This window comes from Stenotrophomonas sp. 2694 (assembly GCF_040548715.1).
Taxonomy (GTDB): domain Bacteria; phylum Pseudomonadota; class Gammaproteobacteria; order Xanthomonadales; family Xanthomonadaceae; genus Stenotrophomonas; species Stenotrophomonas indicatrix.
This window is the reverse complement of the sequence record NZ_JBEPSG010000005.1, coordinates 208118-233377: the sequence shown is the minus strand read 5'-3', so window position 1 is coordinate 233377 and position 25260 is coordinate 208118. Positions and strand designations below refer to the sequence as shown.

Genomic DNA, 25260 nt, shown 5'->3' with positions numbered 1-25260 from the left:
CAGATTCATTCATCGCGTGTCGACCAAGGTCGACACCTACCAGGGCGATGCGTCGTTCAGCGTGCGGCGACGCTCGCGCTGTGCGGCAGCTTGCACGCCGCCAACGCTTCACTGCCCGCGGCCGGATGTTCCGGCTCCAGCAGCAACCGCTGTACGTCCGAGAACAGCTGCTCCACCGGCATGCCGTAGGGCGCGAACAGGCGCAAGCGACCTTGGCGGTCGAACACGTAGCCGCCGGCGATATGGCTCATCGTGTAGGTGTCCGGCAGCTGCCCGGGCTCCTTCTCGTAGAACGCCTTGAAGTCGCTGGCCATCGCCGAGAGCTGTGCCTCGTCACCGACCAGTGCCATCGCCTTCGGGTCGAACGCGTGCACATAGGTGTGCGCGGCTTCGGGGGTATCGCGCGCCGGATCGACGCTGACAAACACCACCTGCAGCTGGTCGGCATCCTTGCCCATCAGGTGCTTGACCTGGCTCAGTTCGACCATGGTGGTCGGGCACACGTCCGGGCAGCTGGTGAAGCCGAAGAACAGGTAGGTCACCTGCCCCTGCAGGTCCTTCGGGCCACGCAGGGTGCCGGCGCTGTCAGGCATGGTCCAGTGCTGGCCCAGTTCCTCGCAGGCGATGTCCTTGGAATAGAAATCCATGCGCGACTGCGCGCTGCAGCCGGCCAGCAGGCCGAGTGCGAGGCCTGCGGCAAGCAGCGGCAGGCGCAGGGAACGAACAACGGAAGCAACACGCATCACGGGTACCACCAACACGAGGTGGGCGCGGTCTCGGTCAGGCCTGCCCTGGGCGAAGAGAGGGCTGAGGTGCCAGGGCGATCGCGCACTCCTTGCCGATCGCCCCGGCCACGGTCAGTTGATCATCATGTGGTAGTGCATGCTCCAGATGATCCAGATCGACAACGCGACCACGATGAACAGGATCACCAGGGTGAACACGAAGCTGGCGAGGTTCCAGCCACCTTCGGACTTGCGGTCCATGTGCAGGAAGTACACCAGCTGCACCAGGATCTGCGCGACCGCGAAGCCGACCAGCAGGAACAGCGTGACCGGCCGTGACAGCACCGGGTTCATCACCAGCGCGAACGGCACCACCGTCAGCAGCGCGCACAGCACGAAGCCGATCAGGTAGGACTTGGTGGAACCGTGCGCATTGCCGGCGCGCGAGGTTTCGACGTGGGCCATGTCAGAAGGCTCCGATCAGGTAGACGAAGGTGAAGACGCAGATCCACACCAGGTCCAGGAAGTGCCAGAACAGGCTCAGGCAGGACACGCGGGTGATGTTGGTCGGGGTGAGGCCGCGGCGATACACCTGGTGCATTACCACCGCCATCCAGATCAGGCCGCTGGCCACGTGCAGGCCGTGGGTGGCAACCAGGGCGAAGAACGCCGACAGGTAGGCACTGGTGCTGGGGCCGGCACCTTCATGGATGAGGTGCGAGAACTCGTACAGCTCCATGCCGATGAACGAGGCGCCGAGCACGAAGGTCACGCCCAGCCAGCGCAGCACCGCCGCCTTGTCCAGGCGGTGCATGGCCAGCACGGCCTGGCCATAGGTGATGCTGGACACCAGCAGGATGAAGGTCTCGGCCATCACGAACGGCAGCGAGAACAGTTCCTTGCCGGTCGGGCCGCCGGCGTAGGCGGTGCTGAGCACCGCGTACGAGGCGAACAGCGAGCCGAACAGCACCAGGTCGGACATGAGGTATACCCACATGCCGAACACCTTCATGCCGCCCTGTTCGTGGGCGTGATCGTGCTCGTGATGGTCGTCGTGGACCAGCGCATCGCTGTCCAGTTGCGGACGGGTCAACAGATTCATGCGCCTGCCTCCTGCAGCTTGGCGTGGTTGGCCGCTTCGGTACGCGCCACCTCTTCGGAGCTGACGTAGTAATCCACGTCCTCGTTGTAGGAGCGCGCGATCAGGGTGGCGATCATCGCGATGAAGCTGGCACCGGCCATCCACCAGATGTGCCACACCAGGGCGAAGCACAGCACCAGGATCCAGACGTTGAGGATCAGCGGCACACCGGTGTTCTTCGGCATGTGGATCGGCGCGTACTTCTTCGGCGGCGGCGGCAGGCCACGCTTCTTCGCTTCGTGGAAGGCGTCCAGCTCATCGGCCTTGGGCACCACGGCGAAGTTGTAGAACGGCGGCGGCGATGGCGTGGCCCATTCCAGCGTGCGTGCATTCCACGGGTCGCCGGTGAGGTCGAGGTTGCGCTTGCGGTCGCGCACGCTGACGTAGATCTGCACCAGCATCAGGATGATGCCCGCGAACACGAACAGCGCACCGATGAAGGCGGCGATCAGGTACGGCGTCCACGCCGGGTTGTCGTACTGGTTCATGCGCCGGGTCATGCCCATGAAGCCCAGCATGTACAGCGGCATGAAGGCCAGGTAGAAGCCGATCACCCAGCAGGCGAAGGACCACTTGCCCAGGCGCTCGTTGAGGGTGAAGCCGAACACCTTCGGGAACCAGTAGACGAAGCCGGCCAGGTAGCCGAACAGCGCACCGCCGATGATGGTGTTGTGGAAGTGCGCGACCAGGAACAGGCTGTTGTGCAGCAGGAAGTCCGCGCCCGGGATGGCCAGCAGCACGCCGGTCATGCCACCGATGGTGAAGGTGACCAGGAAGGCGATGGTCCACAGCATCGGCACGCTGAACTCCACGCGGCCGCCGTACATGGTGAACAGCCAGGTGAAGATCTTCACGCCGGTGGGGATGGCGATGATCATCGTCATGATGCCGAAGAAGGCATTGACGCTGGCACCGGAGCCCATGGTGAAGAAGTGGTGCAGCCAGACGATGAAGGACAGGATGCCGATCGCGAGGGTGGCGCCGACCATCGACTTGTAGCCGAACAGCTTCTTGCGCGAGAAGGTGGCGGTCACTTCAGAGAAGATGCCGAACGCCGGCAGCACCAGGATGTACACCTCCGGGTGGCCCCAGGCCCACACCAGGTTCACGTACATCATCGGGTTGCCACCCAACGTGTTGGTGTAGAAGTTGAAGTCCAGGTAGCGGTCCAGGGTGAGCGCACCCAGGGCTACGGTCAGGATCGGGAAGGCGGCGATGATGATCACGCTGGTGACCAGCACGGTCCAGGTGAACACCGGCATCTTCATCAGGGTCATGCCCGGCGCACGCATGCGCAGGATGGTGATGAACAGGTTGACGCCGGTCAGCAGGGTACCGATGCCGGAGGCCTGCAACGCCCAGATGTAGTAATCGACACCGACCCCGGGACTGAACTCGATGCCCGACAGCGGCGGATAGGCGACCCAGCCGGTCATCGCGAATTCGCCTACACCCAGCGAGATCATCATCAGCGCAGCGCCGACCACGAAGATCCAGAAGCTGAAAGCGTTGAGGAACGGGAACGCCATGTCGCGCGCACCGATCTGCAGCGGCACGATGATGTTCATCAGGCCGACCACGAACGGGGTGGCCACGAAGAAGATCATGATCACGCCGTGCGCGGTGAAGATCTGGTCGTAGTGTTCCGGTGGCAGGAAGCCATCGCTGCCCGGCCCGGCCGCCGCCAGCTGTGCGCGCATCATCAGTGCATCGGCGAAGCCGCGCACCAGCATGACCAGCGCGACGACCACGTACATGATGCCGATCTTCTTGTGGTCCACCGTGGTGAACCAGTCGCGCCAGAGCACGCCCCACAGCTTGAAATAGCTCACCGCGCCGAGCAGCGCGAGGCCGCCCAGCACCATGGCCGCCAACGTGACCACGACGATCGGCTCGTGCAGCGGCACGGCCTCCCACGTCAATTTACCCAACATGTTCGTTACTCCTGGGAAACCTGGGCACCGCCGGCAGCGCCCGCCGGGGTTGCAGCAGCGGTGTTCTCACCGACGCCGATGAACTGGTCGATGACCTTCTTGAACAGCAGCGGTTCGACGCTGGAGAAGTGCTGCACCGGCGCGTTCTTCGACGGTGCGGCCAGCGCCTTGAACTGCTCGAAGCTGAGCGCATCCGGCGCGCTGCGCACCTCGGCCACCCAGCGATCGAAGTCTTCGTTGCTGCTGGCGGTGGCGATGAACTTCATGTTCGAGAAGCCATGGCCGCTGTAGTTTCCGGACATGCCACGGAACTGGCCGGGCTCGTTGGCGATCAGGTGCAGCTGCGTGCGCATGCCGGCCATCGCGTAGATCTGTCCACCCAGCTGCGGGATGAAGAAGGTGTTCATCGTCGAGTTGGAGGTGATGTTGAACGCCAGCGCGCGGTTGGCCGGGAAGTTGAGCTGGTTGACGGTGGCGATCCCCAGGTCCGGGTACACGAACACCCACTTCCAGTCGGTGGCGATCACGTCCACGTGCAGCGGTTCGCCGGCCACGTCCAACGGCTTGTACGGATCGAGCTCGTGGGTGGACTTCCACACGATCACCGCCAGCACCGCGATGATCAGCAACGGCACGCCCCAGACCACCACTTCCACCTTCGTGGAGTGCGACCAGTCCGGCGTGTACTTCGCCTTGGTATTGCCGGCGCGGAAGCGCCAGGCGAACACGAAGGTCAGCACGATGGCCGGCACGACGACGATCAGCATCAGGCCGATGCAGATCAGGATCAGGTCGCGCTGTGCGATCCCGACCATGCCCTTCGAATCCAGCAGCACCCAATCGCAGCCCGTCAGGGCGATGCAGGCCAGGGCGACCAGCGCCAGGCGGATGCGGTTCCAGCAGATATTCATTGGTGGTCAACCCTGTTGAAGATGCGCGCTTGACCGGCTCGCCTGCGCGCAGCGCCCGGGCGTGGAGCGGCTACACTGTGGGTACGAGGTCGCCTACAAACAGGCGAGCCACTCCAATCAAGCCCATACAAGATACAGCATTGTATGGACTTGTGCATCTGTACGTATGGAAAAATCCGACCGATGACGCCTCCTGCTGCCGGCCGCCGCCTGAAACACCCCAACCGGACCTGGGTCCGCCCGTTCCGTGAGGGCGCAGGACCGCTGTACCTGCAGATCGCCCAGCAGGTGCGTGAGGCGGTGGACGATGGCGTGCTGCGCCCGGGCGATCGCCTGCCGCCGCAGCGCGACCTGGCCCAGCAGGTGGGGGTGGACCTGACCACGGTCACCCGCGCCTTCGCCGAACTGCGCCAGGCCGGCCTGCTGGACGCGCAGGGCGCGGGCGGCACCTTCATTGCGATGTCCGCCGGCAACCGCAGCACCTCGGTCGACCTGAGCATGAACATCCCGCCGCTGCTGGGCAGCGCGCCGTTCGCACAGGGCATGGAGGCCGGTTTCCAACACTTGGGCCAGCAGCTGGGCCAGGGCGAGCTGATGAGCTACCACGTCGGTGCCGGCAGCCGCGACGACCGCGCTGCGGCCGTGCAATGGCTGGCGCCGGTGCTCGGCCCGGTGGGCGCCGAGCGGGTGGTGATCTGCCCCGGCGCGCAGACTGCGCTGTGCGCACTGATCCTGGCCCGCACCCAGCCGGGCGAACTGATCGCCGCCGAGCAACTGACCTATCCGGGCCTGCTGGCCGCTGCGCGCGTGCTGCAGCGGGGCGTGGTGCCGGTGGCGATGGACGCCGAGGGCATGCTGCCCGATGCCCTGGACGAAGCCTGCCAGCAGCGCCGGCCGCGCCTGCTGTATCTGGTGCCGACCATCCAGAACCCGACCACGGCGACGATGTCGGCGCAGCGCCGGCAGGCCCTGCTGGCGGTGGCACGGCGGCACGAACTGACCGTGGTCGAGGACGATCCCTACTGGCTGCTGGCCGGCGATGCCGCCCCGCCGCTGGCCGCGCTGGCCGACGGTGGCTGCCCGGTCTACTACATCTCCACCCTGTCCAAGTGCCTGGCCCCCGGCCTGCGCACGGCCTACCTGGTAGTGCCGGGCGGCGAGCCGATGGAGCCGGTGCTGGACGCCCTGCGTGCGATCGCGCTGATGCCCACCCAGTCGATGGTGGCCGTGGCCTCGCACTGGATCCGCACCGGCCAGGCGCAGGCGATGGTGCAGCGCTTCCAGCAGGAACTGCGCGAGCGCCAGGCCATTGCTGCCCGCTACCTGCCCGCCCGCCGCCAGGCCCACCCGGCCGGCCTGCATGTGTGGCTGCCGTTGCCGCCGCGGCTGGACCAGTACCGGCTGATCCAGGCGGCACAGGAACAGGGCCTGGGCATTGCCAGCTCCGACGCCTTCAGCGTGGAGGAACCGCCACCGGGCAACGCCATCCGCCTGTCGCTGGGCGGTGCGGTGGACCAGGAGGCACTGGCCGGCGCGCTGGCCAAGCTGAACGAGATCCTGTCCGAGGCGCCCGACGCGCGGCATTCGGCGATCGTCTGAGCCATCCCGTGAGCCATACCCATACAAGATGATATCTTGTATGCAATGTATGGACGGAGGATGTGCCGCAGATGGCCGCCGACAAACTGAAGTTCCACCTGGTGATGGCCGGCTGCGGCGGGTTCGTCGTGCTGATGCTGGCCGCCCTGGCCTGGGTGTGCCTGCAACCACAGACCGTGGATGTGCAGGCCGCCGAGCGCCACGCCATTGAACAGTGCCTGCAACGCAGCGAGGACGCGGCGCGCAGCGAGATTCAACGCCGCGCCCAGGCCGACTCCTGCCGCGAGATGCGCAAGCAGTACGTGCACAAGTTCGGCGCGGACGGCTCCTGATGGGCGCAGCCGCGCCGCGCCCACGCCGTTCGATGCTGCCGGTGATGATCGCCCTCGCCTGCCTGTTCATGGCCGGCGTGGGGGCGGCACTGTGGCAGTACTTCGGCTATGGCGAGCAGTCCACGTTCGCCGAACAGGCCATCGTCTTCGATGACTCGCAGCTGCGGTTGCCGGCGGAACTGGCCGGCGACACCGGCCGCATCCGCGTGGTGCATTTCTGGGACCCGGCCTGCAGCGTGTGCAACCGCGAAACCGGTGCGCACCTGAGCTACCTGATCAGCATGTATCGCCGCGCCGGCATCGACTTCTATGCCATCCGCCGCCCCGGCACCCAGGGTGAACTGCCTGAGCCGCTGCGCAGCAAGGTGATCACCCTGCCGACCATCGACGGCATCGGGAACATTCCGGCCAGCCCGGCGGTGGCGATCTGGGACCGCCAGGGCCACCTGGCCTATGCCGGCCCTTACAGCATCGGCATGGTCTGCAATTCGGCCAACAGCTTCGTCGAACCGTTGCTGGACAAACTGGTGCGCGGGGAAACCGTGCGCCCGAAAGGACTGCTTGCCGTGGGCTGCTACTGCCCCTGGCAGGCCCAGCGCTGAGGACGCGCGATGACATCACCGACGCTGGCTGGCGCAGCCGCCACACACAACAACGGCGGTCACCTGTCCGAACCGACCGATGGTTATGGACAGGCTCCCGCCGTTGGAAGCAACGATACGCCCCGACATCCTCCGTACATGCCGCGACCCGATGTCGCAGGGCCTGGCATTGCAGGGCTGGGCTGGGTGCAGGACGTGCACGTGCACAGCGGCCCGATCTACCTGCGCATCGTCAACACGCTGGAACGCACCATCAATCGCGGTAGCCTTGCCCCCGGGCAACGGCTGCCCTCGCAGCGCGCGTTGGCGCAGCAGCTCGGCGTGGATCTGACCACGGTGACCCGCGCCTTCGATGAAGCACGCAAGCGTGGACTGATCGAAGCACGCGGGCCACAGGGCAGCTTCATCGCGCCGCCCAAGGCGGGCTTTGACCAGGCCGTCGATCTCAGCATGAACGTGCCACCGGTACCCGACGCCGATGCACTGGCGGAAATGCTGCGTCGAGGCGCCGCGGCGGTGCTTGCGCGCAGCAATGCGCCGAACCTGATGACCTATCACCTGGGCGGTGGCAACCCGACCGACCGCCACGCGGCGGCGCGCTGGCTGCAGCCGATGCTGGGCACGGTGGACGACGCACGCCTGCTGCTGACCGAAGGCGCGCAGGTGGCGCTGGCGGCGATCCTGCTCAGCCAGGGGCGCGAGGGCGATGCGATCCTCTGCGACCGGTTGGTGTATCCGGGTCTGCTGCAGGCCGCCGCCGCACTGGGACGGCGGCTGGTCGCGGTGGAGGGCGACGAACATGGCATGTGCCCGGAGGCGCTGGCCCGCCGGGCGCGGGAATGTGGCGCGCGCCTGGTCTACCTCAACCCCACCTGCCAGAACCCGACGGCACTGACCGTGCCCACCACGCGGCGCGAAGCGCTGGCGCGGGTGCTGGAGCGCGAAGGCCTGCTGGCGATCGAGGACGATCCGTACTGGCACCTGGCCGTCACTGCGCCCATTCCGCTGGCGACGCTGGCACCGCGACACGTGTTCCATGTGGCCACGCTTTCAAAGGTGATCAGCCCCGGCCTGCGTACCGCGTTCGTGCAATGCCCGGGCGCCGCCCATGCCGAGGCGATGGCCACCGCACTGCGTGCCACGCGGTTGATGGGTCACCCGCTGGTCTCCGCGCTGGCCAGCCAGCTGCTGCTGGATGGCTCGGCGCAGGCGCTGCTGGCGCAGGTACGCGAGGAAGCGCGCGAGCGCACGCGGATGGCGCGGTATCTGCTGGCGCCCTCGTTGCTGGAGCGCGCCGATGGGCTGCATGCGTGGTGCCGGGTGCCAGCGCCGTGGACCGACGCCACGCTGGTGCGCACGGCGCAGCTGCAGGGCCTGGCGATCGCGCCTTCATCGGCGTTCTGTCCGCCGGGCGCGCCGTTCGCGAGCGGGGTGCGGCTGTCGTTGGGATTGGCTGCGGACCGGCGGCAACTGGAAAACGCGCTGCGGCGGATCGATCGGTTGTTGTTGTCCGATGCGTTGCCGGCGATTGACCGGTAGTGGAAGGGCATCCACGCATGGCGTGGATCTACTGGGCCTGTTCCGGTAGATGCCAACCTTGGTTGGCAATGCCCGTTCACGCCATGCGTGGATGGGTGTTGCACCTGGTCGTGCCGGCCGCTGGCCGGCAACGGCATGCACACTACGGTCATGAGGTTGCCGGCCAGCGGCCGGCACTACCCCAGCGCGGCCAACGCCTGCACCAGCGCATCCATCTGCGCGGGGCGGGTGAACACCGATGGTGTCACCCGCACGCAGGCGCCGGAGTCCAGGCCATCGCGATGGGTGGTGAATATCCGATGTTCATCCAGCAGCCGTCTCTGCAGCGCCAGGTTGTCTTCCACCGAGTCATGGCCACGCAGGCGGAAGCTGGCCAATGCACTGGCCAACGCAGGATCCGGCGACGACAGCACCTCGATATGCGCCATCTGCCGCGCCGCCACCGTCCAGCGCTCACGCAGGTAGCGCAGCCGCGCCTGCTTGTTCGCTGCGCCGATACGCTGATGCAGCGCGATGGCCTCCGGCAGCGCCAGATAGGCGGCGAAGTTGACCGTGCCGGTGTGCACGCGACTGCCCACGCGGCCGTCGTCGGTCTCGCCCATGTACGGATCCAGGTCGGCCACGCGTCCTTTGCGCACGTACATCGCGCCCACGCCCACCGGTGCGCCGATCCACTTGTGCAGGTTGATGCCAACGAAATCGGCCTTCAGGTCCGGCACCGCGTAGTCGATCTGGCCAAAGCCATGTGCGGCGTCAACAATCACATCGATGCCGCGCGCCCGCGCACGCTCGGCGAGCTCGGCCACCGGCAGCACCAGCCCATGGCGGTGGCTGACCTGGGTCAGCAGCACCAGTTTCAGGCGCGGCAGGCGCGCGAACGCCTCATCGTAGGCCTGCAGGATCTGCTCATGGGTGGGCACCACCGGCAGTGCGATGCGCTCGACCTGCACGCCACGACGCTGCTGCAACCAGCGCATCGCGTTGATCATGCTGTCGTAGTCGATGTCGGCGTACAGCGCCTGGTCGCCCGCGGCCAACCGGTTGTAGCCACCGATCAGCGCGAGCATCGCTTCGGTTGCGCCACGGGTCAGCGCGATCTCGTCGGCGCCGACGCCAAGCATGTCGGCCACCTGCCGATGCACGGCCAGGTACTGCGCCGGGAACGCGTGGCGACCGTACCAGGCATTGCCCCGGTTCACTTCGGCGGTATGCCGCTGGTAGCTGGCCAGGGTCTGCTTGCCCATCGCGCCCCAGTAGCCGTTCTCCAGGTGGTTCACTTCATCGGTGATGTCGAAGTGGCTGGCGACGGCGGACCAGTACGACTCGTCACGGGCCAGCACATCCGGCGTCGTGGAAGGTGCAGGAATGTCCATCGGCACAGCGTAGCGCGCGGCTGCCGGAGCAGCCAGCGCGGCAAGCGCCGCACTGGCCGGCAACAGCGCACCTGCGCGCAGCAGGGAGCGGCGGCTGCGGTCCATCAGAAGGTCAGCCGGTACTGCGCGTACACGTTGGCACCATCGGTGTCGTACGGCGCGTTGCGCGAATAGATCAGGCCACGGCTGGCCTGGAACGTGGCTTCGTCCGGGTAGCGGTCGAACACGTTGTCGGCGCCCACGCGCAGGCTGTGGTGTTCGTTGATGCGATAGCCCACGGCCAGGTCGAGGAAGGTCATCGCACCGAACTGCTGGTAGATGTCGCCGGTGGCATTGCCGGTGGAGTCGGTCCACTTGCCGTAATAGCGCACGCGTGCCATCAACGACCACGCGCCGACGTCCCAGCTGCCGGTGAAGCTGCCCTTGTGCTCGGGCAGGCGGTCTTCGAACAGCACGCGCTGGGTCTCGTTGGTGGCCACCGAGGTGCTGCCGTTGTCGACGCGGGTCTGGTTGTAGTTGTAAGCCAGGGTCAGCGTCATCCGCCCTGCGCCGAGGTCGCGCAGGTAGTTGCCGACCACATCCACGCCGGTGGTGGTGGTGTCGAAATCGTTGGTGAAGTAGTTCACCGAGGTATAGCCCAGCGGGTTCGGCGTGCCGGCCGGAATGGCGAAGCTGGCCGACTGGCTGAAGCGGTCGCTGAGCGTGATCCGGTAGACATCGACCGACCCGGACAGGCCCAGCTCGGTGCGCCAGGTCAGGCCCAGCGAGGCCGTACGCGATTCTTCCGGGGTGAGCGGCTTGGCACCCAGCAGCTGCGCCAACGGATCGCTGGGCGACAGGCGGCCGCTGGTGAAGATCTGCAGCGTGCGCGTGTCCAGGCCCTGGGTGGTGCTGGTGGTGTTGAGCTGGGCCGGCGTGGGCGCGCGGAAGCCGGTGGAGAGCGTGCCGCGCAGCGCCACGTCCGGGGTGATCGCAAAACGTGCCGACAGCTTGCCATCCACCGTGCTGCCGAAGCTGGAGAAGTCTTCATAGCGACCGGCCGCGCCGATGCTCCAGCGCTCGCCCAGCGGCACTTCCATGTCCACGTAGGCGGCCTTGCTGCGCTGGCTCCACTGCCCGGCCTGGCTGGCCGAGAAGCCCGGCGCGCCGTTGGAATTGGCTTCCAGGCCCGCCGCAGCGCCACGGCCCACCGCATACGAGGCCGGGTCGCCGGCGCGCACCTGGTAGGTCTCCTGGCGGAATTCGGCGCCGAAGGCGACGTTGACCGGCTTCGACAGCGCAGCCACGTCCCATTCGTAGTTGAAGTCCGCATTGGCGTTCTTCTCGGTCTGGGTCAGCCGGCCGAGGTCGAAGGAGGTCGGGCTGTCCGGGCCCAGCGAGGCGTTGATGGAGTTGTCCAGGCTGTAGTCGATGGCATTGCGGCCATACGAGGCGCTCAGGTCCCAGCGCAGCTTGGGCGTGATCTCACCACGCAGGCCCGCGACCAGCTGCAGGTCGTTCTGGGTGTTGCCGTACTGCGGGCTGAAGCCCACCGGATACAGCGAGCGCAGGTTCCAGCCCGGGAAGATGCTGGTCGTACGGTACGCGCCGGTGGTGGTATCGGGGTTGCGCCAGTTGAAATCGCTGACGCCGTCGCTGTGGCTGTACAGGCCGAAGGCATACAACTCCAAGGTGTCGCTGGCATTGGCCTTCAGGTTGAAGCCCACGCGGCGGCTTTCCAGCTCCGGCTGGCCCCAGCGCTGCACCGGGTTGGGCACGTCCAGTTCGGGATGCGCGGCCTGGAAGGCGATGGCGTCGGGGCGCTGGCGCGTGCGTGAGGTCGCGTCGGAGTTGGACGATTCGGCGAACAGGGCGAGGCTGCCGTAGTCACCCAGCGCCCAGCCGGTGCGCGCACTGAAGTCGCGCGAGCCGCCATCGCCCTGCGCGTACTGCGAATAGCCCGCAGTGATCTCGGTGCCCGGGCTGTCCTCCAGGATGATGTTGATGACACCGGCGATGGCATCCGAGCCGTACTGTGCCGACGCCCCATCGCGCAACACTTCGATGCGCTTGATGGCGCTGGTCGGAATCTGCGCCAGGTCGGCAGCCTGTGCGCCGCGGTTGCCAAGCAAGGCACTGCGATGGAAGCGGCGGCCGTTGACCAGCACCAGCGTCTGGTCCGGCGACAGGCCACGCAGCGTGGCCGGGCGCACGAACACCTGGCCATCGGCCATCGGCAGGCGCTGCACCACGAACGAAGGCACCAGCTGTGCCAGCACGTCCTTCAGGTCGGTGGAGTCGACCGACTGGATGTCCTGCTTGGTGAACACGTCCACCGGCGCCAGGGTTTCAAACTGGGTGCGGTTGGAGGCACGGGTACCGGTGACCAGCATCGCATCGAGCTGGGTGGGCGCAGCGGCGTTGCCACTGCTGCTGGTGCCTGCCGTTCCGGCATCTGCAGCGATCGCGCCTCCTGCGCTGACCAGACCAAGGGCGAGGAGGATGGAACGCGACAGCTTCGAACGATGCACGGCAGGACTCCGGGAAGGCACGACAGGGCCAGGTGGGACCTGGACAAGGCGCGCAGTCTCGGGGCGGGATGTGAAGCAGCGATGACGTGGAGACGACAGTTGCGACCACTGGAGGTGCAGCCGCCACCTATGCCGGGCTCTGCGCTATGCAGTGTCGTCGTCGAAGCCGAAGACGGCGGGCCGCACCGTGCGCAGCGGGATGAACAGCGCGATCGCGAAAACGAACAGGAAAGGCGCGGAGAGGATGGCAGTGTCCTCGGTTCCGAAGGCAATCAGGTTCACCTGCAGTTGGCCGATCCACTCAAGGTCCATGAGCACCAGCACAAGGCCACCGATGGTCGGGCACGGCAGGCCGCCATGGCCTGCCATCAACAACGTGGGCGCCAGCAGTGCCGCCAGCAATGAGAACATCACCCGGTACAGCCAGGGGTCCCCGCGCCAGCGCGGTGCCCGCCGCCACATGAGCACCAGCAGCGCCAGTGGCAGCAGCGCCGGCAGCAGGGCAATCGCAATGATCATCACCATGCGGCGATCTGCGCGGTCTGGCTGATAGCGGTGACTTCCGGCATGTCCCTGGCCTCGATCGTGTCCATGAAGACCGCATTGTTGCCGGTGCAACGGCAAACGCAAAGCCCTGCCGGCGCAAGAACTGCTAAGCGCCCCACCCCGTCGATCCGGTACGCTGCCCGGCATTCGAACGAGGGACAGCGCGATGAGCGCAGCCGGCAAAGCGTTGTGGTACATCGAAAGCCATGCCGACAAGCCGCTGGCGCTGGCCGACATCGCGGCAGCCGCCGGACTGTCGCCCTTCCACCTGTCACGCCTGTTCCAGGCCCGCACCGGCACCTCGGTGGTGCGTTACCTGCGCGGACGCCGCCTGACCGCCGCCGCGCAACAGCTGGCCAACGGTGCCGGCGACATCCTGCAGGTGGCGTTGGCAGCCGGTTACAGCACGCATGCCGCGTTCACCCGTGCCTTCTGCGAGCAGTTCGGGCAGACCCCGGAGCGCGTGCGCGAGCGGGGCCTGCAGGAACTGGCACTGGTGCACGCGATCCGCCTCGACGACGCGCCACAGGCCTGCACCGAGGCGCCCAGGCTGATCGACTGCACGCCCTTCCAGGTGGCCGGCATCGGCATGCGCCACAGCCGCGACAGCGGCGGTGCGATTCCCGGGCAGTGGGCACAGCTCAACCGCGAATGGCCAACACCGGCACCGGTCAGTTTCGGTGTGTGCTGCAACAGCGACGACGAGGGTGGCTTCGACTACATCGCAGCCTTGCCGGTGAACGCACTGCCATCGGTGCCTGCACACTGGCAGCGGGTGGATGTGCCTGCGCGCCGTTACCTGGTGGCCTGGCATGGCGGCCATATCTCCACCATCCGCTCGACCTGGTTCTGGCTGCTGGACCAGTACCTGCCGGCAAGCAGCCTCCACCTGGCCAACGCGCCGGATCTTGAACGCTACGACACCCGCTTCGACGAGCATACCGGCCATGGCGGCGTGGAGATCTGGCTGCCGGTCGATCACCGCCCTGACTGACCCGGAGAAACCGATGATACGCGCGACACGATGGATGCTGCCCCTGCTGTTGGCTGCTCTGGCGCCGATGGCGATGGCGGCCACTCCCACCATTGCCGGCGAACGTCACGGCGTGACAACGCTGAACAGCGCGGCGATCCGCGACGGTGCTCGGCGCGGGGTGCTGCGCTTCACCGTGTGGTACCCGGCAATGCCAGGCAGCGAAGAAACGCCGCTGACCATCGGGCCACCGGATGCGCCGCTGTTCGAGGTGGGGCGCGCGGCGAAGGATGCCCCCATTGCCGGCGGGCGCCTGCCAACCCTGTTGCTGTCGCATGGCAATGGCGGCACCGCGCGCATGATGGGGTGGCTGGGCACCGCGCTGGCGCGGGCTGGCTACCTGGTGATCGCCGTGGACCATCCCGGCAACAACGGCGCCGATGAGATGACGCTGGCCGGCAGCGTGCTGACCTGGCTGCGCGCCGACGACCTGAAGGCGGCGCTGGCGGCCGTGCAGGCCGACCCGCAGCTGGGGCCACATGTTGATGCGTCGCGGCTGGGCGTGGTGGGTTATTCCGCTGGCGGCTTCACCGCACTGCTCAGCGCCGGCGCACGGCCGGACATGACGCGGCTGCTGGCGTTCTGCCAGGCGCACCCGGACGACGGCGTGTGCAGGCCGCAGCAGGAAGCGGCCGCGCATACGATGGCGGCGCGTCTTGCTGCGGCGGCGTCACCACAACTGCAACCGTACGTGCAGCATGCACAGGATGATCGTTCGATTGCCGGCGTGCGCGCGGTGTTCGTGCTGGCGCCCGCCATCGTGCAGGCGTTTGCACCGGAGCAGCTAAAGGTGTTGCGGCAGCCGGTGATGATCGTGCTGGGTTCAGCGGATGAAGTGGCGCCGCCGGTGACCAACGGTGATGTGGCGGCGGCGCTGATTCCGAAAGCAACGCTGCACGCGCTGCCCGGTGTCGGCCACTACGATTTCCTGTCTGCCTGCACGCCACTGGCAGACGAGCGGCTGCAGGCGCTGTGCATGACTGCGGTACCGAAGGTGCAGACGCATGCGGTGGCGGTGGAAGACGCGGTGCGCTTTTTCGGGGAAGCCTTGCGCTGAAGACAGTCGAGCACGGCTCGATGCCAGGGCTGGCAACAACGATTCGTTGCACAGGTGATGACGCGGCGCAAAGGTGCGCGGGACTACACTGCACCCAGCGCTCCACGGAGGATCGATCATGCGCCTGTTGCATCTTTCTCTGCCGGTATCCGATGTTGCCAGCGTCGCCGCGTACTTCCGCGACGTGCTGCAGCTGGAGGTGGCCGGCGACCAGGTCCGCATTGGCTGGAGCACGATCCAGCTGCAACCGGCGAATGGCCGTCCGGTAGGCGGCGTGCACCTTGCCTTCAATGTGCCGGACAACCGCTTCGCCGAGGCCATGAGCTGGCTGCGCGCACGCACGCCGTTGCAATGCAATCCGGAAGGGCTGGACTACTTCGCATTGGAAAGCAGCTGGCAGTCGCAGTCGGTGTATTTCACCGGACCCGATGGCCTGATCCTGGAACTGATCGGCCGCAGCCGCTTGCCGGCCAGCGATCGCACTGGCGCCTTCCATGTCAGCGAACTGACCTGCCTGAGTGAGGTCGGCCTGCCCAGCCATGATGTCGATGCGGTGCGTGAACAATCCAACCAGCGCTTCGGCCTGCGGCCGATCAGCCCGCCGTCGCCTCAGTTCGCGCCGATGGGCGATGACGAGGGCCTGCTGATCGTGGTCGCTGCCGATCGCCGTTGGTTCCCCGAGCAGAAGGACCTGCCCAACGCGCAGGGCCTGCAGCTGCAGGTGGCCGATGTGAGCGGCAGCGGCGAGCTGCACGATGCCGCGCTGGGCTGGCGGGTGCAGGCGGCCTGAGTTACCAGCTGCCCGAGGCGCCACCGCCTCCGCTGCGGCCGCCACCACCGGACCAGTCGTTGGAACTGCTCGAGGACGCACTGGACGACGAGGTGCTGGACGAGGAGCGGTAGCCTCTGGACGCCCCCCGGCCGCCGCGGGCTTTTTCGCCGGGCAGCAGAGTGAACACCCAGATGAAGTACAGGAACAGCGTGCCCATGCTGGACACGATCGTCGCCAGCACGCGGGCGTTCTCGTCGCCGGCACGGTCGATGGCCAGCAGCGCGCCCAGCGCATAGCCACCGGTCAGCAGCACCAGCACCACCAAGCGGATGGCGAAGCTGTTGCGGTTCTTCCGCCAGCGCGCGCGACCGGCCTGCACCAGGAAGAACACCAGCATGGCGGCGATGCCGACCGCCAGGTTCAGCAGCGCGTGCAGCGCAAGGCTGGGCGGCAACTGGCCGCGCACCAGCATCACCGCGAAGAAGCCGGTGCTGACGGCCAGCATGCCGTACAGCACGATGCGTACGCCGCCGCTGCGACGCCAGCACCAGCCCAGCAGGGTTGCCACCGGTACGGCGGGCAGCAGCACGAAGACCAACGCCGGCAGCACGTGGCGCGGCAGCAGCAGCGACGCAGAAAGCCCCCCCGCGGCGATCACCGCCGTCACCAGCAGCGGTCTGCCCCAGGCAGGCAATGTCGGCCACGTTGACCTGGGCATCGCCGCATTGGCTGCCAGTGCCTTGCGCCGCCGCTCGCGGCGGTTACCGGTGAAATCGGCTTCGGTCCTGGTCGCCAGCAGACGCGGTGGCGAGCGCCACAGACCGGCCAGGAAGCCCGCCAACAACGTCAGCGCGACGACCGAATCCCCCGTGCGCCAGTCCGCGGGCAACACGTTGCGTGCCGACGGATCTTCCCAGGGCGGCATTTGCTCGCCGTCGACCAGCGCCACCAGCACCGCGGTGCCGTCCAGCACGCCCTGGTCCAGGTCTCCCTCGCGCAGCCGCGGCACGATCGCCTTGTCGATGATGCGCGCGGCATACGCATCAGGAATGGTGCCTTCCAGGCCATAACCGGTCTGGATGCGTACGCGCCGATCCTGCACCGCCACCAGCAGCAGCACGCCATCATCGACGCCGGCGCGGCCCAGCTGCCATTGGTCGAAGACCCGCTGCGCATAGGCTTCGATGCCTTCCTCGCCAACGCTGGGCACCACCAGCACCTGCAGTTGCGCGCCCTTGCGTGCCTGCAGCTGCAATGCCTGCTCGCGCAGCGCGGCGCGGGTGCTGGCGGACAGCGCATTGGCGGTGTCCACCACCGGGTCATTCAACGCTGGGACCGGGGCTGCCGCCAGCGCCAGCAGCGGCAGCAGGCAGAGCAGCAGTGCAAGCCATGCCCACGGCCTGGCAACGCGCGTCTGCGGCACCGGGCTCATGGGGCTGCCGCGCTCTGCACGTGCAGAGCACGACGTGGGGCCGACCCGTTGCTCGGCAATGACGGTGGTACACAGGCTTCGGAACGGCATCCGTGTATTTCCTCACTCCGGAAAGGGAAAAGCCGGCCGGGTCGCCCCGGCCGGCCTCCTTTGCCACACACCTCTTGTCAGGCAGCGGTCAACGGCCCATGGCCACTCGCTGCTGCTCGTCCTGTACGTGCTGCTGCGAGGGCTCATGCTTGGCCAGCAGTGCAGCACTGGTCTCCTGCACGCTTGGCGCCGTCTGGGTCATGTCCACCGCAGTGCGGAAGCCGGGAACGGTGCCCATCACGAATGCCTTGCCATCCTGCAAGGTCACGCCCTGCAGCTTCTCCGGCGAATCGATGCCGGCGGCCTTGGCCTGGGCAGTCACATGGGCGGCCATCTCGTTGCAGATCATGCCCGGCATGTGGCCGCGGATCGCGTTGTGCAGCGGCGTATCCGGATGCGCCTTGTCGCCCAGTTGCGGCCCTTTCGGCGCCGCCTCGGCATGGCTGCGGCCTTCGGCCAGCTTGCCCAGCGTGGCCGGACCGGCCACGCCGTCGGCGGAGAGCCCCTGCTGCTTCTGGTAGGCAGTCAGCGCATCGCGGGTATTGGCACCAAAGTTGCCATCCTCGCTCAGCCGGTTGCCGTGGCTGTCGCGCACGCCCAAGCGGTTGAGCTCCTTCTGCATGGCAGTCACTTCCTCGCCCTTGGCGCCCTGGCGCAGTACACCGCCGTGGTCGCCATCGTGCGCATGGCCACCCTTGCCGGTTTCCTTCAGCTTGCCCTGGTCCCAGAAATCCTGCGGGCTGACCAGCTTGCCGTGCGGATCCTTCAACTGGTAATGCACGTGCTGGGCATACTGCCCTGCACCACCGGGGCCACGCCCACCCATGGTGCCGATCGGTTCGCCGGCCTTGATCGGCTGGCCCTCCTTCACCTGGGTCGACTGCAGGTGCAGGATCTCGTGCGAGTTGCCCTGCGCATCTCTGATCTTCACCGTGCCGTAGTCGCCACCGACGAAGGTCACCGTGCCGGAAATCGGCGCATTGACGGTCGGATGCTGCAGGTTGCGGCCGTGCTGGCCACCGACGTAGTTGAAGTCGGTGCCGCCGTGCGGCTTGTGCGCACGGTGTTCGCCGAACTCACCGGTAACGTGCGGCTTGACCCCGTTCTGCGGGGGCAGCATCACCTGCATGGTCTGCTCGAAGTTGCGGGTCTGGCCTTCAGCATGTGCCGCTGCCGGCTTGGCCTGCGCCTGTGCAGCGGCGCCCACGGCGGCTGCGGTCTGGCCACCATGGGACTGGCCGTGGGTCTGCGCCAGGCGCTGCTCCACGAACTGCTCGTACCTGTCCACGTATGGCATCACCTTCTTTTCGGAAAGGTTGAGGCCGCCGTAGTCGCGGGTCGGACCATCGTGATGGTACTTGTAGATGTATTCCTCGCCCTGGCCGCGCTTGTGTGCCAGGTTGCGGTTGTCAATGTAGTGGTCAACCAATGCATCGGACTGGGCGCCGACGTCGAAGCGGTTACGGTTGTTGAGGTGGTAGTGATTGCCGGTCTTGTCGATGAACTGGCCCAGGCCCGAGGCCGAGGTGGTGCCTGCGGCAGCATCGGGGTTGAATCCCGATTCCACGCGGGCGATGGCCAGTACGTGTGCGGTTTCGCGCGGGGTCAGTCCCTTCTCGCGCGCCGACTCGATGAGCGTGTCGATCACCCGTGACTGCACTTCCGGGGTTGCATCGCCCCAGCGGCGGGAGTTCCCGTGCAGGCGCCCGTCGCTCTGGTCGATCGGCTCGCGGTAGTGGCTCCACGATTTGATGCGGTCACTGCTGTAGGCCGCCCCGCGGGGCTGGACCATGTCCTGGTAGATGTCTGCCATGTCTGTGCTATCCATTCTATGAAAAAGGGAATTTCCTTAAGGGGTACTGCTCCTGGTACTTCCGGTGTTGCGGTACTGCGCTCGCAGCGCACATGCGACGTCCTGCCGCTGCGCTCAGTCTTCGATGTAGTTCACCTCCGGGTGCTTGATGCCGAGCGTGTCGATCAGCTTCTCGTACTCGTCGTTGTTGGGCTCCTGCTCATCGCCTTCCGTGCCACGCAGCGGCGGCGTGCTGTGGGTCAGCTGGCGGCCACTGGCGTCGTACAGGTAGTACCACTCGCAGAAGCTGCAGCCGAACGGCAGTTCACCGTACTGCACGACGAAATACGGCGTGCCGCTCCGGTCCTGCACGCAGGCCAGGCCGACGGCGGTGTAGCCGTCCATTTCCTTGGGTACGGCAATGGCCTGGCGTGTGCCGTCCTTTTCGATTTCCAGCGTGGTCAGCCGGGAAGCGTCCGTGTCTTGGGTGGGCAGGGCCGCCAGGTGCAGGCGGGTGCCTTGGCAATCGATATGCATGCCGGTCTCATCGCGCGTAGGGGAGGTGGGAAGGGATGCGGCCGCGGCGGCAGGTGCGGCCGGCGTCGTTGCCGGGTTCGAAGAAGCAGGGGTCGCCGCCGGCGCGGATGCCTCCGGGCCGCTGCAGGCAGCGAGCATCAGGGCCAGCACGGGGGCAACGGGAAACAGGCGCATGCGATGCTCCTTGGGGTGAACCACGCGACCCCCGCAGGCGGTCGCGCGGAGGATCAGATCGATTCGTCCTCACGCTTGACCAGCTGCCAGCACGGCTTCTGGGCAAAGGTGTAGGTCTGCTGGTCGCTGGTATCGGGAGTGCGCATCTGCACCTGCACCTGTCCGTCGGGCAGGCGGGTGACCTGCATCTGGCGACCCTGCCGCTGCAGCGTGGCCGGATCCGGCATCACCGGCCATTCGACCTTGGCCAGTGGCACTTTCTCCTCCACCTTGCGCGGCTCCGGCTCGGCTTCGGCGTCGATGTGGCTGTCCAGCAGCGGATCGGCCGTGGACGTTTCCTGCAACGCGATCTCGTTGCCGAAGTGCTTGAGGAACTCGTCGAAGACCGGATGGGGGCAGTTGCCAGCGGCCTCTGCCGCGGTCGTGGCGCCCGGTGCGACGGGCGTCGTGGCCGCAGCCGTGCTGGTCGGAGCGGGTGCGGCGGCATCAGCGGGGGCAGCCTGCGGGGCGGGCTTGCAGCCCGACAGCGCAAGCCCCAACGCAAGGGCAAGCAGGGCAACGGGGCGAAGCTGGTTCACGGGATCCTCCTGATTCCGGGCGGTCGCGCGCGGTTCCGGCGCGGTAGGGAGGCAAGGATAGCCATGCCTTTGTCAATTCAGTTTCAACACACGCTGTCAGGAATATCCCGACACTCAGAAATGAGATGGATATCACATTACTATTGAAGCCATCGTCGTCGCGGCTGCCGCTAGACTACCCCGCCCCCCCCCGCTTCGACCTTGGCCCGATGCGCGTATTCCTGCTTGTCTTATCCCTGCTGGTACCTGCGCTGTGGCCCTGCTCAGTGGCCGCGTTGGAGGTCCAGGAAGGCGACCTGCTGTTCGTCACCGCCGGCCATGGCGGCCTGAGTGCGGCCATCGACGATGCGACCGGAAAACAAGGCGCGCCCAGCTTCGACCATGTCGCGCTGGTGGCATCCGCACCGCAGGGCTGGGAGGTGCTGCACGCCGATGAGAAGGGCTCGCGCCGGCAGACGCTGGAACATTTCCGCGAGGACGCGAGAGGCAAGCAGCGGCAGATCGTGGTCTATCGCCTGCGTGCGCCGCCGGACAATGCCATCGCCGATGCCGTGGCCACCGCGCGCACGATGCTGGGCAAACCGTACAACACTGCCTACGTGTTGAACGACGACAGTTACTACTGCTCGGATTTCATCGAGCGCGCGTTCCGTGCGCTCCATGTGTTCGCACTGCAGCCGATGAACTTCCGCAACCCGCAGACCGGTGAGATCTCCCGGCACTGGGTTGATCTGTATCGCGGCATGGGCATGGAGGTGCCGCAGGGCCTGCCCGGTACCAACCCCAACGACATGGCTGCAACACCGGTGCTGCAGCGGATCGGCGTGCTGGAATAAGCGAAGCCCCGCGCGGGGCGGGGCTTCGTCGGTGATGGATGGCGGCTGCCAGGATCACTCTTCCTCGTCCTGCCCGCCCTGCTGCTGGTTCTGGTTGCGCTTCTGCTGTTCCTGCTGCTGTTGCTGCTGCTGGTCGCGGCCGCGCCCCTGCTGCTGATCCTGCTGGTTCTGCTGGCCCTGCTGCTTCTGGTTCGGGTTCTGGTTCTGCTGTGCCATGTCCGATCTCCAAATGCCACGCGCGGAATGCGGTGGACGGGGCCATCGTCGGCAGCGATGGGTTAACCATGCGTTGTGAGCGGGCTACACCCATGTGTACGTGCGTGAATGAACCGGCGCCAGCCCTTGCGGCACAAGCGACTGAAGGATTCATGCGGGTTTGGCATGTCGTCATGCTGCAGCCGGAAACGAACGCATTCAGCGTGCCTGCCCGCCGCGGCGCGCGCAGCGGCGGCCTACGCCCATGGTCCCATTTGCAGCATGCAGGGCCGCCGCCTATCGTCGGAATGACGTCACCCCGGAGATGCGCATGGCCCGCGACACTGCAGAACGCCCCACCTACGAACAGGCACTGGCCGATTTCAGCATCGAGCGCGGACAGCGACAGTTGCACGGTGACCTGCAGACCGGCATCAACGCCTGCGTGGAGTGCTGCGACCGCCACTGCGGCCGCAATGCGCTGGCGCTGCGCTGGGTGGACGCCCACGGTGCCCTGCATCGGTACACCTTCGAGGACCTGCGCGATGCCTCCGCGCGTGTTGCCCAGGTGCTGGCCGCGCAGGGCATCGGCAAGGGCGATGTGGTGGCCGGCCTGCTGCCGCGTACACCGGACCTGCTGGCGACCATCCTCGGCACCTGGCGGGTGGGTGCGATCTACCAGCCGCTGTTCACTGCGTTCGGCCCCAAGGCCATCGAAACACGGTTGAAAACCGGGCGCACCGCATTGGTGGTGACCGACAGCATGAACCGCAGCAAGCTGGACGAGGTCGATGGCTGCCCGCCGGTCGCCACCCTCCTGGCACCGGAGCAGACACTACGTGCCGGCGACATCGACTGGACCGCACGCACCGCCGATGCCACACCTGATTTCGCGCCGGTGATGCTGCGCGGCGATGCGCTGATGGCACTGCTGTCCACCTCCGGCACCACCGGCAGCCCCAAGGGCGTGCCGGTGCCGCTGCGCGCATTGCTGGCCTTTGCCAGTTACATGCAGTTGGCCGTGGACCTGCGCCCAGAGGACGTGTTCTGGAACATCGCCGATCCCGGCTGGGCCTACGGGCTGTATTACGCCGTGATCGGCCCGCTGCTGCTGGGCCAGGCCACCACCTTCAGCGAAGCCGGTTTCAGCGTGCAGGGGCTGAACGACATCGTCACGCGGCTGGGTGTCACCAATCTTGCCGGCTCGCCCACAGCGTACCGGCAGATCATCGCCGCCGGACCCGAGGCCAGTGCGGCCATCAACGGCAAGCTGCGGGTGGTGAGCAGCGCCGGCGAACCGCTGAACCCGGAGATCGCCCGTTGGTTCGCCGCCCATCTGGGCACCACGGTGCTCGACCACTACGGCCAGACCGAGACCGGCATGGTGGTCAACAACCACCACGCACTGGACCACGCCGTGCGGCCGGGATCATCGGGCTTTGCGATGCCCGGTTACCGCGTGGCGGTACTGGACGATGCCGGCAACGAACTGCCGCCGCGCACGCCCGGCATCCTCGCCGTGGACCTGCAGCAGTCGCCGATCATGTGGTTCACCGGCTACTACGGTGCCGACACACCGGCGCTGGGCGATCGCTACTACCTCACCGGTGATTCGGTGGAATGCGAGGACGACGGCTCGATCAGTTTCATCGGCCGCTCGGACGACCTGATCACCTCGTCGGGCTATCGCATCGGTCCATTCGATGTGGAGAGCGTGCTGATGGAACACCCTGCGGTGGCGGAAACGGCGGTGATCGGCGTACCCGATCCAGAGCGCACCGAGATCGTCAAAGCGTTCGTGATCCTGCGCGCTGGGTTCAGCGGCAGCGACACGCTGGCGCAGGAACTGCAGCAGCATGTGCGACGCCGGCTGTCCGCCCATGCGTACCCGCGCCAGGTGGCGTTCGTGACGGAACTACCGAAGACGCCCAGCGGCAAGCTGCAGCGCTTCCTGCTGCGCAAGGCCGAGATCGAGAAGCAGGCGGCGGCTGGCTGAGGGTCTCCGGGGTCAGAGCCCTTCCTTCGAAAGGGATCTGACCCCGGGGTCGGATCCTCTCCAGCGGGGAGGTTCTGACCCCACATGACCCCGTGCTTGCGCTACGGCATCACCGGCGGCACGTAGGCCAGGGTCATGCCCAGCAGCCACAGCAACCCCAGCACCAGCGGGATGTGCACCAGCAGCTGGATGAACGTGAAGCCGACGATGTCGCGGGCCTTCAGGCCGAGCACGCCCAGCAGTGGCAGCATCCAGAACGGATTGATCAGGTTCGGCAGCGCTTCGGCCGCGTTGTAGACCTGCACCGCCCAGCCCAGGTGCGCCTTCAGCTCGTTCGCGGCCTGCATCACGTAGGGCGCTTCGATGATCCACTTACCGCCACCGGACGGTACGAAGAAGCCCAGCACCGCCGAGTACACGCCCATCACCAGCGCGAACGTATCGGTGCTGGCCACGTGCACGAACAGGCTCGACAGCCGGTGCGCCAGCGTCTCACCGTCGCCACCGGCAGCGTGGGTGAGGATCATCGCGATGCCGCCGTACAGCGGGAACTGGATCAGCACACCGGTGGTGCTCGGTACCGCCTTGGCCACCGCGTTGAGGAAGCTGCGCGGGCGCCAGTGCAGCAGCAGGCCCAGCGAGATGAACATGAAGTTGTAGGTGTTGAGGTTGGCGATCGCGCTGACCAATGGCTTGTTGGCGAACTCGTTGAACAGCCAGCCGAAGGCCAGCAGCGAAAGCAGCACGGTCAACAACGGGCTGTACTCCAGCCACTCGCCCGGACGGGTGCGGCGCTGCAGCGGCTCCGGTTCGGCCTGCGCCGCGCCGGGGAAATCTTCGGCGGTACGCGCACTGCCGGCAGCCGGCGCGGTCAGCCAGGCGATCAGCAGCGAAACCACGATCAACACCGAGGTCAACGCGATCGACTGCCACAGGAAGATGGTTTCGGTGAACGGCAGCACGCCGGTGATCTCCACCAGCCCCGGCGGCATGCTGGCCGGGTTGGCCTGCAACTGTGCCGCCGACGAACTCAGGCCCATCGCCCACACCGCGCCCAGGCCCAGGTAGGCCGAGGCACCGGCAGCCCGATAGTCCATGCGCAGCTCGGTGCGGCGGGCTAGCGCGCGCACCAGCAGGCCGCCGAACACCAGCGAGAAGCCCCAGCTGAGCAGCGAGGCCAGCATGCTGACCAGGCCGACGTACACCACGGCACCACGACCGGTGCGTGGCACCCGGGCCAGGTAGTCGATGAAGCGCGCGACCACCGGTGCGGTGGCTACCGCATAACCACCGATGACCACGAAGGCCATCTGCATGGTGAAGGGAATCAGGCTCCAGAAGCCGTCGCCGAAGGCGCTGGCGGTAGCCTGCGGGGTGGCGCCGAAGCCCATCGCCGCCAGCGCGACGATGACCACGCCGAGCACCGCGAATACGTACGCATCGGGGAACCACTTTTCCGCCCAGGCGGCCGAGCGCAGCGCGGCGCGCGCCATCCAGCCGTCCTGTACTGCTGCCGTCGAGGCCATCACCTACCCTCCCAGGTTCGATGGCCTGAT

Annotated in this window: 23 protein-coding genes; 9 read left to right on the top strand and 14 right to left on the bottom strand. The window is 66.9% G+C overall.

Translation table 11 applies throughout. From position 1 onward, the window contains the following. Window positions 1-56: 56 nt before the first annotated feature. The 5 genes from ABIA73_RS09040 to cyoA all read right to left on the bottom strand — a co-directional run bounded on the left by ABIA73_RS09040 (window position 57) and on the right by cyoA (window position 4711). Window positions 57-743 carry an SCO family protein gene (locus ABIA73_RS09040; RefSeq protein ID WP_354275665.1) on the bottom strand — a complete coding sequence of 229 codons (687 nt, stop codon included), beginning with the start codon at window positions 741-743 and terminating at the stop codon, window positions 57-59. A 114-nt stretch (window positions 744-857) separates the two neighbouring features. Continuing rightward, window positions 858-1190, bottom strand: a complete 333-nt coding sequence (cyoD, locus tag ABIA73_RS09035; RefSeq protein WP_025877422.1) for a cytochrome o ubiquinol oxidase subunit IV — start codon at window positions 1188-1190, stop codon at window positions 858-860. Between the two features lies 1 nt (window position 1191). Further along, the gene (gene cyoC / locus ABIA73_RS09030) at window positions 1192-1827 is read right to left on the bottom strand and encodes a cytochrome o ubiquinol oxidase subunit III (RefSeq protein ID WP_080149637.1); all 636 of its coding nucleotides are present in this window, start codon (window positions 1825-1827) and stop codon (window positions 1192-1194) included. After that, window positions 1824-3800, bottom strand: coding sequence for a cytochrome o ubiquinol oxidase subunit I (gene cyoB, locus ABIA73_RS09025; protein ID WP_025877427.1), 1977 nt, complete (start codon window positions 3798-3800; stop codon window positions 1824-1826). The genes cyoC and cyoB overlap by 4 nt, the downstream gene beginning before the upstream one ends. A 5-nt stretch (window positions 3801-3805) precedes the next feature. Further along, window positions 3806-4711 carry a ubiquinol oxidase subunit II gene (gene cyoA / locus ABIA73_RS09020; protein ID WP_025877429.1) on the bottom strand — a complete coding sequence of 302 codons (906 nt, stop codon included), beginning with the start codon at window positions 4709-4711 and terminating at the stop codon, window positions 3806-3808. 183 nt (window positions 4712-4894) lie between these two features. Between cyoA and ABIA73_RS09015 the strand changes: the two genes are divergently transcribed. From ABIA73_RS09015 to ABIA73_RS09000, 4 genes are all read left to right on the top strand, one after another. Further along, the gene (locus ABIA73_RS09015) at window positions 4895-6310 is read left to right on the top strand and encodes an aminotransferase-like domain-containing protein (protein WP_025877430.1); all 1416 of its coding nucleotides are present in this window, start codon (window positions 4895-4897) and stop codon (window positions 6308-6310) included. A 71-nt stretch (window positions 6311-6381) separates the two neighbouring features. Beyond that, entirely contained in the window at window positions 6382-6642 is a 261-nt protein-coding gene (locus ABIA73_RS09010; RefSeq protein WP_025877432.1) for a hypothetical protein, read from the top strand. Further along, window positions 6642-7244, top strand: coding sequence for a DUF6436 domain-containing protein (locus ABIA73_RS09005; RefSeq protein ID WP_354275664.1), 603 nt, complete (start codon window positions 6642-6644; stop codon window positions 7242-7244). Before ABIA73_RS09010 ends, ABIA73_RS09005 begins: the two co-directional genes overlap by 1 nt. A 9-nt stretch (window positions 7245-7253) precedes the next feature. Continuing rightward, window positions 7254-8783 carry an aminotransferase-like domain-containing protein gene (locus tag ABIA73_RS09000; RefSeq protein ID WP_354275663.1) on the top strand — a complete coding sequence of 510 codons (1530 nt, stop codon included), beginning with the start codon at window positions 7254-7256 and terminating at the stop codon, window positions 8781-8783. A 176-nt stretch (window positions 8784-8959) separates the two neighbouring features. Here the strand turns inward: ABIA73_RS09000 and ABIA73_RS08995 are convergent, their stop codons facing one another. The 3 genes from ABIA73_RS08995 to ABIA73_RS08985 all read right to left on the bottom strand — a co-directional run bounded on the left by ABIA73_RS08995 (window position 8960) and on the right by ABIA73_RS08985 (window position 13191). Next, a complete protein-coding gene (locus tag ABIA73_RS08995; RefSeq protein WP_354275662.1) occupies window positions 8960-10261 on the bottom strand; it encodes an aminotransferase class V-fold PLP-dependent enzyme in 1302 nt (433 codons plus the stop codon). Then, entirely contained in the window at window positions 10261-12666 is a 2406-nt protein-coding gene (locus ABIA73_RS08990) for a TonB-dependent receptor plug domain-containing protein (protein ID WP_088101820.1), read from the bottom strand. The genes ABIA73_RS08995 and ABIA73_RS08990 overlap by 1 nt, the downstream gene beginning before the upstream one ends. 144 nt (window positions 12667-12810) lie before the next feature. Next, window positions 12811-13191 (bottom strand): hypothetical protein, encoded by a 381-nt coding sequence (locus ABIA73_RS08985; protein WP_099844020.1) that lies wholly within the window; start codon window positions 13189-13191, stop codon window positions 12811-12813. A 187-nt stretch (window positions 13192-13378) separates the two neighbouring features. On the opposite strand from ABIA73_RS08985, the gene ABIA73_RS08980 reads away from it, so the two are divergent. The 3 genes from ABIA73_RS08980 (at window position 13379) to ABIA73_RS08970 (ending at window position 16092) form a co-directional block, all read left to right on the top strand. Then, window positions 13379-14206, top strand: a complete 828-nt coding sequence (locus tag ABIA73_RS08980; RefSeq protein ID WP_093819354.1) for an AraC family transcriptional regulator — start codon at window positions 13379-13381, stop codon at window positions 14204-14206. Window positions 14207-14240: 34 nt separating this feature from the next. After that, window positions 14241-15302: an alpha/beta hydrolase family protein gene (locus ABIA73_RS08975; RefSeq protein ID WP_425505525.1), complete on the top strand. Its 1062-nt coding sequence runs from the start codon at window positions 14241-14243 to the stop codon at window positions 15300-15302. 118 nt (window positions 15303-15420) lie between these two features. Further along, entirely contained in the window at window positions 15421-16092 is a 672-nt protein-coding gene (locus ABIA73_RS08970; RefSeq protein WP_354275661.1) for a VOC family protein, read from the top strand. Between the two features lies 1 nt (window position 16093). On the opposite strand, the gene ABIA73_RS08965 is transcribed toward ABIA73_RS08970, so the two are convergent. The 4 genes from ABIA73_RS08965 to ABIA73_RS08950 all read right to left on the bottom strand — a co-directional run bounded on the left by ABIA73_RS08965 (window position 16094) and on the right by ABIA73_RS08950 (window position 20677). Beyond that, window positions 16094-17506: a TPM domain-containing protein gene (locus ABIA73_RS08965; protein WP_354275700.1), complete on the bottom strand. Its 1413-nt coding sequence runs from the start codon at window positions 17504-17506 to the stop codon at window positions 16094-16096. Window positions 17507-17684: 178 nt separating this feature from the next. Next, window positions 17685-19409, bottom strand: coding sequence for a peptidoglycan-binding protein (locus ABIA73_RS08960; RefSeq protein ID WP_140228291.1), 1725 nt, complete (start codon window positions 19407-19409; stop codon window positions 17685-17687). Window positions 19410-19523: 114 nt separating this feature from the next. Then, window positions 19524-20099: a hypothetical protein gene (locus ABIA73_RS08955; protein WP_223483019.1), complete on the bottom strand. Its 576-nt coding sequence runs from the start codon at window positions 20097-20099 to the stop codon at window positions 19524-19526. Window positions 20100-20152: 53 nt separating this feature from the next. Next, window positions 20153-20677: a hypothetical protein gene (locus ABIA73_RS08950; protein ID WP_059065466.1), complete on the bottom strand. Its 525-nt coding sequence runs from the start codon at window positions 20675-20677 to the stop codon at window positions 20153-20155. A 209-nt stretch (window positions 20678-20886) separates the two neighbouring features. On the opposite strand from ABIA73_RS08950, the gene ABIA73_RS08945 reads away from it, so the two are divergent. Further along, window positions 20887-21513, top strand: coding sequence for a YiiX/YebB-like N1pC/P60 family cysteine hydrolase (locus tag ABIA73_RS08945; protein ID WP_354275660.1), 627 nt, complete (start codon window positions 20887-20889; stop codon window positions 21511-21513). Between the two features lie 54 nt (window positions 21514-21567). On the opposite strand, the gene ABIA73_RS08940 is transcribed toward ABIA73_RS08945, so the two are convergent. Beyond that, window positions 21568-21729 (bottom strand): hypothetical protein, encoded by a 162-nt coding sequence (locus ABIA73_RS08940; protein ID WP_164745118.1) that lies wholly within the window; start codon window positions 21727-21729, stop codon window positions 21568-21570. Between the two features lie 310 nt (window positions 21730-22039). On the opposite strand from ABIA73_RS08940, the gene ABIA73_RS08935 reads away from it, so the two are divergent. Beyond that, window positions 22040-23704 (top strand): AMP-binding protein, encoded by a 1665-nt coding sequence (locus tag ABIA73_RS08935; RefSeq protein WP_354275659.1) that lies wholly within the window; start codon window positions 22040-22042, stop codon window positions 23702-23704. Between the two features lie 101 nt (window positions 23705-23805). Here ABIA73_RS08935 and ABIA73_RS08930 read toward each other — a convergent pair whose 3' ends face one another. Further along, window positions 23806-25230 (bottom strand): short-chain fatty acid transporter, encoded by a 1425-nt coding sequence (locus ABIA73_RS08930; protein ID WP_177177048.1) that lies wholly within the window; start codon window positions 25228-25230, stop codon window positions 23806-23808. Window positions 25231-25260: the final 30 nt, after the last annotated feature.

Coding starts and splice junctions, on each gene's coding strand:
- ABIA73_RS08945 (WP_354275660.1), top strand. CDS start 20,887: ATGCGCGTATTCCTGCTTGTCTTATCCCTGCTGGTACCTGCGCTGTGG.
- cyoB (WP_025877427.1), bottom strand. CDS start 3,800: ATGTTGGGTAAATTGACGTGGGAGGCCGTGCCGCTGCACGAGCCGATC.
- ABIA73_RS08995 (WP_354275662.1), bottom strand. CDS start 10,261: ATGGACCGCAGCCGCCGCTCCCTGCTGCGCGCAGGTGCGCTGTTGCCG.
- ABIA73_RS08930 (WP_177177048.1), bottom strand. CDS start 25,230: ATGGCCTCGACGGCAGCAGTACAGGACGGCTGGATGGCGCGCGCCGCG.
- ABIA73_RS08975 (WP_425505525.1), top strand. CDS start 14,241: ATGCTGCCCCTGCTGTTGGCTGCTCTGGCGCCGATGGCGATGGCGGCC.
- ABIA73_RS08955 (WP_223483019.1), bottom strand. CDS start 20,099: ATGCGCCTGTTTCCCGTTGCCCCCGTGCTGGCCCTGATGCTCGCTGCC.
- ABIA73_RS09010 (WP_025877432.1), top strand. CDS start 6,382: ATGGCCGCCGACAAACTGAAGTTCCACCTGGTGATGGCCGGCTGCGGC.
- ABIA73_RS09005 (WP_354275664.1), top strand. CDS start 6,642: ATGGGCGCAGCCGCGCCGCGCCCACGCCGTTCGATGCTGCCGGTGATG.
- ABIA73_RS08985 (WP_099844020.1), bottom strand. CDS start 13,191: ATGGTGATGATCATTGCGATTGCCCTGCTGCCGGCGCTGCTGCCACTG.
- ABIA73_RS08940 (WP_164745118.1), bottom strand. CDS start 21,729: ATGGCACAGCAGAACCAGAACCCGAACCAGAAGCAGCAGGGCCAGCAG.
- cyoA (WP_025877429.1), bottom strand. CDS start 4,711: ATGAATATCTGCTGGAACCGCATCCGCCTGGCGCTGGTCGCCCTGGCC.
- ABIA73_RS08980 (WP_093819354.1), top strand. CDS start 13,379: ATGAGCGCAGCCGGCAAAGCGTTGTGGTACATCGAAAGCCATGCCGAC.
- ABIA73_RS08970 (WP_354275661.1), top strand. CDS start 15,421: ATGCGCCTGTTGCATCTTTCTCTGCCGGTATCCGATGTTGCCAGCGTC.
- ABIA73_RS08935 (WP_354275659.1), top strand. CDS start 22,040: ATGGCCCGCGACACTGCAGAACGCCCCACCTACGAACAGGCACTGGCC.
- ABIA73_RS09000 (WP_354275663.1), top strand. CDS start 7,254: ATGACATCACCGACGCTGGCTGGCGCAGCCGCCACACACAACAACGGC.
- ABIA73_RS08960 (WP_140228291.1), bottom strand. CDS start 19,409: ATGGCAGACATCTACCAGGACATGGTCCAGCCCCGCGGGGCGGCCTAC.
- ABIA73_RS09015 (WP_025877430.1), top strand. CDS start 4,895: ATGACGCCTCCTGCTGCCGGCCGCCGCCTGAAACACCCCAACCGGACC.
- ABIA73_RS09040 (WP_354275665.1), bottom strand. CDS start 743: ATGCGTGTTGCTTCCGTTGTTCGTTCCCTGCGCCTGCCGCTGCTTGCC.
- ABIA73_RS08965 (WP_354275700.1), bottom strand. CDS start 17,506: ATGAGCCCGGTGCCGCAGACGCGCGTTGCCAGGCCGTGGGCATGGCTT.
- cyoD (WP_025877422.1), bottom strand. CDS start 1,190: ATGGCCCACGTCGAAACCTCGCGCGCCGGCAATGCGCACGGTTCCACC.
- cyoC (WP_080149637.1), bottom strand. CDS start 1,827: ATGAATCTGTTGACCCGTCCGCAACTGGACAGCGATGCGCTGGTCCAC.